We start from the raw sequence: 10051 nt of genomic DNA, 5'->3' as shown, positions 1-10051 counted from the left end.
GGCTCGGGCGCGGGCACGGGGGGTGCGTCCCCGGGCACGGGCAAGGGCTCCGGCGGCGCCGGTGGGGCTTCGGGCGGCGCCACGATCGACCCGGACACCGGCCAGGTCGTCGGGGCGAACGGCGGCTCGGCAGGCGGCACGGGGGCCGACGCGTTCGCCGTCCCCGTCAGCACCTCCCGGAGCATCAGCAGCGGCTCACGGACCGCACTGATGGCGGTGGCCGGCGTACTGCTGCTGGCCGTGACGGTCGGGCCTCCGCTGCTCACCCGGCGGCTGAAGCGGGGCAGGTCATGATCGCCGCGTTCCGCCGCTTCGTCACCACGTCCGCCGCCGTCGCGCTCGCTCTGTTCTCGGTGATCGGCACCGCCATGCTCGTCTCGGCGCCCGGGCCCGCCGAGGCCGCCGACTCCGTCTCCGCCGTGACGGTCTCCGGCACGGGGTCCTACGCGAACCTGAAGGTGACGGTCAGTCAGACCCGCAATCTGGTCAACCAGGTACTCAAGATCTCCTGGAAGGGTGCCGCTCCCACGGTCTCGGACACCACCTACGCCGCGAACTACCTGCAGATCATGCAGTGCTGGGGCGACGGCAAGGACGGTCCCGACCCCGAGCAGTGCCAGTTCGGCGGCTCCTCCGCACTGGGCGCGGGCGCCGGCAGCCAGGCCGCGGGCGCGTACACCAACACCCGGCAGCTGAACTACGGCAGCCTGAAGGACCCGGCGCAGCAACTGCCGCCGGCCACCGGCACCGGCATCTCGTACGTCCCGTTCCACTCGGTCACCAATGATGTGATCAAGAAGGGGAACTGGAACGAGTTCTACGATGTGAACACCACCAACGAGATCCCCTACGCCCGCACCGGCCCCGACGGCACCGGCGAGGTCTACTTCGAGGCCCAGACGGGACTCGAGGCACCCGGCCTCGGCTGCGGCGAGGTACCCGCCGGGACCTCCGGAGCGAAGGTCGGGCGCAAGTGCTGGCTGGTCGTCGTGCCCCGCGACGAGAGCGAGGTGGACGGCACCTCGTACGCCTCCCGGCCCAGCGGGATGCTGGAGTCGTCGCCGCTCAGCGCGAGCAACTGGCAGCACCGTCTCGTCGTACCGCTGAGCTTCGAACCGATGGGGAGCTTCTGCCCGATCGGCGCCGACGAGCGGAGCACGCTCGGCAACGAGATGGCCGCCGAGGCCGTCACCCGCTGGCAGCCCGCCCTGTGCCAGTCCGCGAACAAGACGATCTACGGCTACGCACAGGTCACCGACGACACCGCCCGCGCCAAACTGGTCTCCGGCTCGCCCGGACTGGTCTTCCTCGGCCGGCCGGCCACCGGCGACCAGGTCCCGGCCGGTCAGCGCCCGGTCTACGCGCCCGTGGCCCTGTCGGGTCTGACCATCGGCTTCTTCATCGAGAGCCAGGCCGGATTCAATGCGCCCGCGGGGGTGAGAGCACGCGACGGAGCACGGCTGACCTCGCTCAACCTCACCCCGCGCCTGGTCGCCAAGCTGCTCACCGAGTCGTACCCCGACGGCAACTCACGCTTCGCCAAGAGCACCGAGGGCAACCCCTTCAACCTGGGCCGCGACCCGGAGTTCCTCAAGTACAACCCCGACTACAACGACCTGGACTTCGGCGGCAGCCTCGGCGACGTGCTCGTGCCCGAGGCCCTGTCCGACGCGGCGTGGCAGCTGTGGAACTGGGTGGGCCACGACCCGGCGGCCCGGGAGTTCCTCAGCGGCACTCCCGACAACAAGGGACGGTACGGCGACCCCGCCTTCTCGGGCATGACGGTCAACTCGAACTACAAGAACATGGCGCTGCCGCGGGAGGAGTTCCCGAAGAGCGACCCGTACTGCCAGCAGTTCGAGGACCATCCCGACAACCCGCTGTGCATCCAGGACAAGCACCCCTACGCCACCGACCTGCACGCGGCCGCCCGAGCCGCCGCACGCGGCGACACGCTGGCCCGCACGAACTGGGACAACACCGCGACGCCGCCCGCGTACAAGAAGAACCCCCCGCAGCCGGCCGGAAAGCGGGCCGTTCTCGCCCTCACCGACACGGCGACCGCGGCGCGCTACGGCCTGGTGACGGCGAACCTCCAGAACGCCGCCGGCCGCTTCGTGGCCCCCGACACCCGCGGACTGCTCGCCGGCCAGGCGGCCATGAAGCCGAGCGGGGTCAGCGGGGTCGACAGCCCCGACCCGGTCACGAGGAGCCGTGACGCCTATCCGCTCACCCTCCTCACCTACGCCGCGACCGTGCCCGAGAAGCTCACCAAGAAGGAGGGCCAGGACTACGCGGCCCTGCTGCGGTACGCGGCCGGCGACGGACAGCGGCCCGGTGTGTCGACCGGAACCCTCCCCGCGGGTTACGCCCCGCTGCCCGCCGAGGTCCGTGCCCGGACCCGCGCGGCCGCCGACGCCATCGCCTCCCGGGCGGGCACCTCGACGTCGGACACGTCGACCGGCGGCGGGGCGGGCGGTACCGGCACGGGGACCTCGGGCGGAACGGGCGGCGGCGGGAGCGCGGGCTCGGGCGGTGCGGCGGGCGCAGGCGCCGGAACGTCCGGCGGACAGTCCTCCCCTGCAGGTGCCGCGGGCAGCGGAGCTTCCCCGTCCGCTTCCTCGAACCCGTCCGGCTCACCGTCCACCGCACCCGCAGCCGTCTCCGGCAGCCCGCTGCTGCGCACCCCGGCCTGGGCGCTCGGCGCCGTGCGCTACGCCCTCTTGATCGCCCTGGTCACCGGCCTCGCCGCCGCAGTCTGCGGGCCCGTCCTGCCGAGGGCCGTGCCGCGACTCGTGGCCGCCGTCGAGGCCTGGCGCACCAGGGACAAGCCGTCCACCGGACCGGGGAGGTGATGCCCGAACCCGAAACCACGGCAGGTCCGCGCCAACGAACTGTCCGAAACACCGCGCCGGGCATCACCCGGCGAAAGCCTAACCCGAGAGGTATCGCACGTGAACAAGAGAATGGCAGCCGTCGCAGCCGTGGGTATCGCCGGTCTGCTGACCGGCGCCATCAGCGCCCAGCAGGCCGCTGCCGACCCGTCCGGCACGCCCACGTACCGCCAGCTCTCCGGTGTCGGTTCCGACACCACGCAGGAGGTGATGAACGCGCTGTCCAACGCCATCACCATCAACGGCACCAAGGTCATCGGCTCGTACAACGCCGTCGGCTCGGCCCAGATCACCACCAAGGACCCCGCCACCACTCCGGGCTGCACCATCAACCGCCCGAACGGTTCGGGCGCCGGCCGCACCGCCCTGCTGAACTCGCTGCAGGCGAACGGTGGAGCCGGTGACGGCTGCCTGGACTTCTCCCGTTCCTCCAGCCTCAACCTGTCGGCCGCCAGCCCCGGCCTGACTTATGTGCCGTTCGCCGTGGACGCCGTGAGCTACGCGATCACGCCCACCAGCACGGTGCCGCGCAAGCTCGCCCTCGCCGACCTCAAGGCGATCTACCACTGCGACCCCAACTACGTGGGCAGCGCCCCCAACTACAGCCTCACGGTGTACCTGCCGCAGGCCGGCTCCGGCACCCGTAGCTTCTGGGAGTCCCAGATGGGCATCACGGACGCCGACGTGGTGGCCGGTGTCTACCCCTGCATCAAGGACACCAAGAACGGCGCTCCGGTCGAGGAGCACGACGGCCGCGTCCTCGACGACAAGTCGATCGCCCCGTTCTCCATCGCCCAGTACAACGCGCAGGCCTCGCAGACCATCGCCGACCTCCGCGGCCGGGCCATCCTCGGCACGGTCGACGGTCTCGCGCCGAACGTCCTCAACAGCAACTTCGGTGTGAAGCGCGACGTCTACAACGTGATTCCGACCAGCAAGATCGGCACGGCGCCGTGGAGCACCGTCTTCGTCGGCTCCAACTCCCTCATCTGCCAGCAGACCTCGGTGATCAACACCTACGGCTTCGCGGCCAACGCCAACTGCGGCGACACCAGCAAGCAGACCCCCTGACGCTTCTCAGATCTTCGTAGAAATCCTCGTAGAAGGAGAGCACGACAGTGCTGAAGAAGACTCTCTCGCGGGCCCTGGCGGGCGGTCTCGCGAGCCTGGTCGCCGTGCTTGCGGGCGGCCTGATCGCGGCGCCCTCCGCGATGGCCGCCGGGATCGGCACGGCCGAGGTCACCCCGGCGACCGGCAGCGACACCTCCAGCATGACGCTGACCACCTCGGGCGCCTGCCCGAGCAACGCCACCAACATCATCGTCTCGGTGACCGGTTCGGGCTTCCCGGCCGGTGGTCAGAACGTGGTCGGCAACTCGCCGATCAGCACCTACGGCACGGCGGCGAACGGCGGGCTGATCATCCCGCTGTCCCAGACGATGCGCGACTACGCCAACACGGCCGGCTTCACCACCCTGACCGGCCAGTACACCTTCACCGTCACCTGCCGTACGGCGTTCAACGGCACCAGCCTCGGTGACTTCCCGGCCTCCATCTGGTTCACGTCCAACACGGCGTACCAGAACACCGACCCGGCCGCGAAGACCGACACCACCACCTCCCTCGCCGTCTCCCCGGCCTCCCCGGCCACCGCGGGCACCCCGGTGACGCTGACCGCGACCGTCGGCCCCGCGGGCGCCGCAGGCCAGGTCCAGTTCAAGGACAACGGCACGGCGCTGGGCAACCCGGTGACCGTCTCCGGCGGCCAGGCGCAGCTCACCACGAGCAGCCTGGGTGCGGGCAGCCACTCGCTGACCGCAGTGTTCACGCCGTCCGGCACCGCCTACAACGGCTCCACGTCCAGCGCGGTCGCGTACACCGTCCAGGCCGCCCCGGCGACCGCGACCACCACCGCGCTGGCCGTCTCCCCGGCCGGTACGGCGGACAAGTTCAGCCCGGTCAGCATGACGGCCTCGGTGGCGCCCGCCTCGGCGGCCGGTTCCGTGAAGTTCCAGGACACCGTCGGCGGCACCACCACCACGCTGGGCACCGTGCCGGTCGCGGCCGGCCAGGCGTCCTTCACCACCAGCAGCCTGCCCGAGGGTAACCACTCCTTCACCGCGGTCTTCGTCCCGACGGACTCCAGCGCGTACACCGGCTCCACCTCCGGTGCCGTCCCGTACGTGATCGGTGCCTTCAAGGGCGTCACCGCCTCCGAGGACATCACCACCACCGTCCAGTCCGGCGCCCTGGTCATCAGCGTCGACAACCCGCACGTCACGCTGCCCTCGCCGCAGCTCAACGCCGACGCCAGCCTGCTCACCACCACGGGCGCGATCAACCCGGTCACCGTCACCGACACCCGCGCCGGCAACCCCGGCTGGTCCGTCAGCGGCCAGGTGACCGACTTCTCCGACGGTGGCTCCCACCAGATCAACGGCCAGAACCTCGGCTGGACCCCGAAGGTGATCGACAAGGGCGCGTCCCAGACGGTCACCGCCGGCGCCTCGGTCGCCGCGGCCAACGGTGTCGCTCCTGCCGACGCGGGTGCGGCCGGCCTCAAGGCCTCCCGCTCCCTGGCCAACGGCACCGGTCTGGGCACCGCCCACCTCGGCGCCGACCTGGCCCTCAACGCTCCGACCTCGACCGTGGCCGGCACCTACACCGCCACGCTGACCCTGACGGCCATCTGACCCGGGCGGATGGCTGACGGGGCGGAACCTCTTCCCCCCTGAGGATCCGCCCCGGGCCGGGACGGGCATCGCGCCCGTCCCGGCCACCTCCGCCCACCCGCGCTCCGGTCCCGACCGCGCCCGAACGGACGACCCGACATGATCACCACCTCAGCCCGCCGAATCGCCGCCCTCCTGGCCGCCTGCCTTCTCGCCGTCCTCCCGGCCGCGACCGCCTCGGCCACCGCACCGGCCATCGAACGGGGCGACGGGGGACACGGAGGTACGGGGCGTACGACGTTCGGTGTCCAGCCCTCGGCCGCGAAGAAGCCCGACGCACGGCCGAACTTCTCCTACGGCGCCACCCCGGGCGCCATCGTCAAGGACCACATCGCCGTCTTCAACTACGGCACGAAACCGCTCACTTTGAGGGTGTACGCGCAGGACGCCTACACCACCGCCGACGGCGGTTTCGACCTCTACCCGGCGGTGCGCAAGCCCACCGACGCCGGGTCCTGGGTCACGTTGGGCAAGGACCGGGTGAAGATCCCCGCCCGCTCCCGAGTGATCGTGCCCTTCACCCTGACCGTCCCGCCGAAGGCGACCCCCGGGGACCACACCGGCGGCATCGTCGCCTCGCTGGCGGCCTCCGCCACCGACAAGAAGGGCAACAAGGTCGCCGTCGACCAGCGCGTCGGCGTGCGGATCTACCTCCGTGTGACCGGCGAACTCACGTCCCGGCTGGCCGTCGAGGACTTGCGCACGGTCTACCACGGCACCGCCAACCCCTTCGGCACCGGCTCGGCGACCGTGTCGTACACCATCCGCAACACCGGCAATGTGCGGCTGGCGGCCCATCAGGCGGTCGGCGTCCGTGACGCCTTGGGCGGTACGGCGAAGGTGGCGAAGCTCCGAGACCTCCCCGAGCTGCTGCCGGGTGACGCCGTGAAGATCACGACATCGGCCACCGGCGTCCTCCCGGCGTTCCGGGACACGACGACCGTCACGGTCGACCCCGAGCCGGTGAGCGGCGACATCAAGTTCCGCATCCTGCCCCGCGTCACCCGCACCGTGGCCTTCTCCGCCGTGCCGTGGGGGCTGCTGGCCCTGCTGCTCCTGCTCGCCGGCGCCGCCGCGGTGCTGCTGGTACGACGTCAGCGCCGCCGGAACGCCCCGACCGGGGCGGCCAAGTCCACGCGTACGGTGCGCAAGGCGCCCGGTGCGAAGCAGGCGGTCGGCCTGGCGGCGGCGACGCTGCTGGCCGCCGGCGCGGTCGTGGCAGGCACACCGGCAGACGCACGGGCTGCGGACGCGGGGAAGCTCGCGGTCACCCCGGCCAAGGGCAGCGACACCCAGCCCATCACCCTCACCGCCGACGCGCCCTGCCCCGTGAAGACCACCAATGTCATCGCGCGTGTCACCGGAGCGGGCTTCCCGCGCGGCGGGCAGATCGTCGTCGGCAACGCGCCGCTCGCCACGTACCCGAAGGCGGCGGGCGGCGGCTTTGCGATCCCGCTGACGTTCACGATGCGGGACTACGCCACCACGGCCGGGTTCACCACCCTGCGCGGCACCTACACGTTCACCGTCAGCTGCCTCAAGGGTCCCTTCGACCTGACGAGCCTGCACGACTTCACGGGATCGCTGCTGTTCGCCGAGAAGAGCGCGTACAAGGACGGCACCGAGGTCGCGCTCCCCAAGGCGGCGGTCCCGCAGAGCCCGGCCACCGGGGCACCGGCTCCGGGCGGGACGGCACCGACGTCCCAGGCGGCACCCGGGCTGCCCGTACAGCCGTCGGGGCAGCCCGTGCCGTCGGACGGGCCGGGCGGCTCCGGGACACCGGGCGTCGCGCCCCCGAACGGAGTGCGGGTCAGCGCCGCCCAGGACTCCGACACCGCGCTCACCGCATGGTCGGTGGGCGGATTCACCGTCTTCCTGCTGGCGCTCCTGACGGGCGTCACCCTCTGGGCGCGCGGCCGCCGAGCCCGGACCGAGCGACCGAACGCCGACACCTCCACCACGTCCTGACCCACTGCCAAAGGAGAGAAACACCGTGTCCTTCGCACCCCACACACCCCGGATGTCCCGGGCGGCCGCCGTCCGCGTCGGTTCGCTGATCGCGGCCTGCGGCACGGCCGGGCTGCTCGTCACCGCGGTGACCGCCGTCCAGGCGTCGGCCGCCGACGCCGCCGCGATGGAAGTGACACCCGCGACCGGCGCCGACACCAGCGGGATCACCCTCACCACCTCGGCGGCCTGCCCGGCCGACGCGACCAACCTCATCGTCTCGGTGAAGGGTTCGGGCTTCCCGTCCGGAGGCCAGATCGTGGTGGGCAACTCGCCGATCACCACGTACGGGACCGTGCAGAACGGCGGCATCGTGGTGCCACTGACCCAGACGATGCGGGACTACGCCAACACGGCCGGCTTCAAGACCCTCCAGGGCCGCTACGACTTCACGCTGACCTGCCGCAAGGCCTTCAACGGCACCAGCCTCGGCGACTTCACGACGCCGATCTGGTTCACCTCCAACACCGCCTACCGGAACACCGACCCGGCCGGTCCGACCAGCTCGCCGACGACCACGCCCACCACCACGGCCACCACGTCCGCGACCCCCTCGGGCACCGCCACGCCGACGGACACGGTCTCGCCGACGGACACCTCGACGCCCACGGACTCCGCGTCCGCGACCGACACCTCCCAGCCCACCGACACCGCCTCCCCGACGGACACCTCGACGGGCGGCGGCTCCGAGAACGTCTCGACCAACGTCAACGGCGGTGCGTCGGGCGGGGGTTCGGGCAGCGGCAACGGGTCCCTGGCGCACACCGGCGCCAACGCGGGCGCGCTCGGCGCCCTGTCGGCCGCGCTGGTCCTCGCGGGCGTCGTCATCGTCCGTCGCGCCCGTCCGCGTGAGGACTTCCCGTCCGCCGACACCTCGAATTCCTGAGCCGGAAGAGACCGGAAGAGACCGGAAAAGACCGGGAAAGACTGGGAGAAACGACACACCATGCATGCCAAGGCTGTACGCCGCTCGTTGGCGGCCACGCTCGTGTCCGTGCTCGCCGCCGGGGCGCTCGTGCTGGGCACGGGCGGTGCCGAGGCCGACGTCCTCGGTTCGATGGAGGTGTCCCCGGCCACCGGCACGGACACCAGCGGGATCACGCTGACCACGGCCGCGCCGTGCCCGGAGCCCGCGACCAACCTCATCGTCGCCGTGAAGGGCTCGGGCTTCCCGGCCGAGGGCCAGATCGTGGTGAGCAACTCGCCGATCAGCACGTACTCCACCGCACCGAACGGCGGCATCGTGGTGCCGCTGACACAGACGATGCGGGACTACGCCAGCACGGCGGGCTTCACCACCCTCCAGGGCCGCTACGACTTCACGCTGACCTGCCGGGCGGCATTCGGATCGGCGACGTACGGCGACTTCGCGGCGCCGATCTGGTTCACCTCCAACACCGCCTACCAGAGCACCACGCCCACCACTGCCACGACCACCACGCTCGCGGCGAGCCCGGCGAGCCCGGTCGTCGAGGGCACGGCCGTGAAGCTGACGGCGACCGTCGCCCCGGCCGACGCGGGCGGCACCGTGCGCTTCCTCGACGGGACGACCCAGCTCGGCACCCCGGTCGCCGTGACCGGCGGAACGGCCACCCTGACCACCAGCGCCCTGGCCGTCGGCACCCACGCGCTGAAGGCCGAGTTCACGCCGTCCGACCCGGCGGCGTACGGCGCCTCGGTCTCCGCGCCCCTCTCGTACACGGTCAAGATCAAGCCCCCGGCGGTCGTCACGGCCGCGAAGGTGACCGGCACCGTGCGGGTCGGCTCCACGGTGACCTGTTCGGTTTCGTTCAGCGGCGCGAGCTCCGTCTCGTACGCCTGGCTCCGTGACGGCACGGTGCTCAGCGGCGCGACCGGGCGCACCCGCACGCTCGCCTCCGCCGACTACCCGCACAGGATCGCCTGCCGGGCAACCGCGACCAACAGCACGGGCAGCGCGACCTCGACCAGCCCCGCCGTGACCGTGGCCCTCGGCCCCGCCCTGAAGAACGGGACGAAGCCCTCGATCGCCGGCACCCACCGGGTGGGCTACAGGCAGACCGCCCGGACCGGGACCTGGACCCCCGCGGCCACGTCGTACAGCTACGTCTGGAAGCGCGACGGCCGGGCGATCAGCGGTGCAACCCGCTCGACGTACGTTCCCACCCGCGCGGACCGCGGCCACAACCTCACCGTGACGGTCACGGCGAAGCGCGCCGGATACGCCAACGGGACCGCCACCTCCGTGTCGGTGAGGATCGGATGACGGCACCGACCGCCTCCCCGGCCGGGCCCCTGGCAGCCGACACCGTGTCGGCCGCCGGGCCCGGCCGGGCCCCGGCACCACGCCCCATTAGGGCGGCGCGCCCCGGCCCCGGCCCCCGGCTGCGGGTAGCCCCGTGCGCCGTGTGGAAACAGGGCCCCGGGGGGCGCGGCGGG

The 10051-nt window shown here is 72.0% G+C and carries 6 protein-coding genes and 1 pseudogene; all 7 read left to right on the top strand.

Translation table 11 applies throughout. The features are described 5' to 3' along the window. A pseudogene (locus ABT186_RS46495) lies at positions 1-294 on the top strand (hypothetical protein); the annotation flags it as partial. Then, positions 291-2855, top strand: a complete 2565-nt coding sequence (locus tag ABT186_RS46490) for a hypothetical protein (protein ID WP_351930462.1) — start codon at positions 291-293, stop codon at positions 2853-2855. The pseudogene ABT186_RS46495 and the gene ABT186_RS46490, both read left to right, overlap by 4 nt. Positions 2856-2954: 99 nt before the next feature. Further along, complete coding sequence (locus ABT186_RS46485; protein ID WP_351224785.1) at positions 2955-3965, top strand: substrate-binding domain-containing protein; 1011 nt, start codon at positions 2955-2957, stop codon at positions 3963-3965. Positions 3966-4012: 47 nt separating this feature from the next. Beyond that, positions 4013-5587 (top strand): Ig-like domain repeat protein, encoded by a 1575-nt coding sequence (locus tag ABT186_RS46480; RefSeq protein ID WP_351930460.1) that lies wholly within the window; start codon positions 4013-4015, stop codon positions 5585-5587. 138 nt (positions 5588-5725) lie between these two features. After that, positions 5726-7594 carry a WxL protein peptidoglycan domain-containing protein gene (locus tag ABT186_RS46475; RefSeq protein ID WP_351930458.1) on the top strand — a complete coding sequence of 623 codons (1869 nt, stop codon included), beginning with the start codon at positions 5726-5728 and terminating at the stop codon, positions 7592-7594. Between the two features lie 25 nt (positions 7595-7619). Continuing rightward, complete coding sequence (locus ABT186_RS46470; protein ID WP_351224791.1) at positions 7620-8519, top strand: hypothetical protein; 900 nt, start codon at positions 7620-7622, stop codon at positions 8517-8519. A 60-nt stretch (positions 8520-8579) separates the two neighbouring features. Further along, positions 8580-9878, top strand: a complete 1299-nt coding sequence (locus ABT186_RS46465; RefSeq protein ID WP_351930456.1) for an Ig-like domain-containing protein — start codon at positions 8580-8582, stop codon at positions 9876-9878. Positions 9879-10051 lie beyond the last annotated feature (173 nt).

Origin of the sequence: Streptomyces sp. NPDC001634 (assembly GCF_040298185.1) — a bacterium.
Lineage (GTDB): Bacteria > Actinomycetota > Actinomycetes > Streptomycetales > Streptomycetaceae > Streptomyces.
The sequence above is the reverse complement of the archived record's forward strand: the minus strand, read 5'-3'. Positions and strand labels throughout refer to the sequence as shown.

What these genes read in the sequence shown, in the direction of transcription:
- ABT186_RS46490 (WP_351930462.1), top strand. Translation starts at nt 291, where the DNA reads ATGATCGCCGCGTTCCGCCGCTTCGTCACCACGTCCGCCGCCGTCGCG.
- ABT186_RS46475 (WP_351930458.1), top strand. Translation starts at nt 5,726, where the DNA reads ATGATCACCACCTCAGCCCGCCGAATCGCCGCCCTCCTGGCCGCCTGC.
- ABT186_RS46465 (WP_351930456.1), top strand. Translation starts at nt 8,580, where the DNA reads ATGCATGCCAAGGCTGTACGCCGCTCGTTGGCGGCCACGCTCGTGTCC.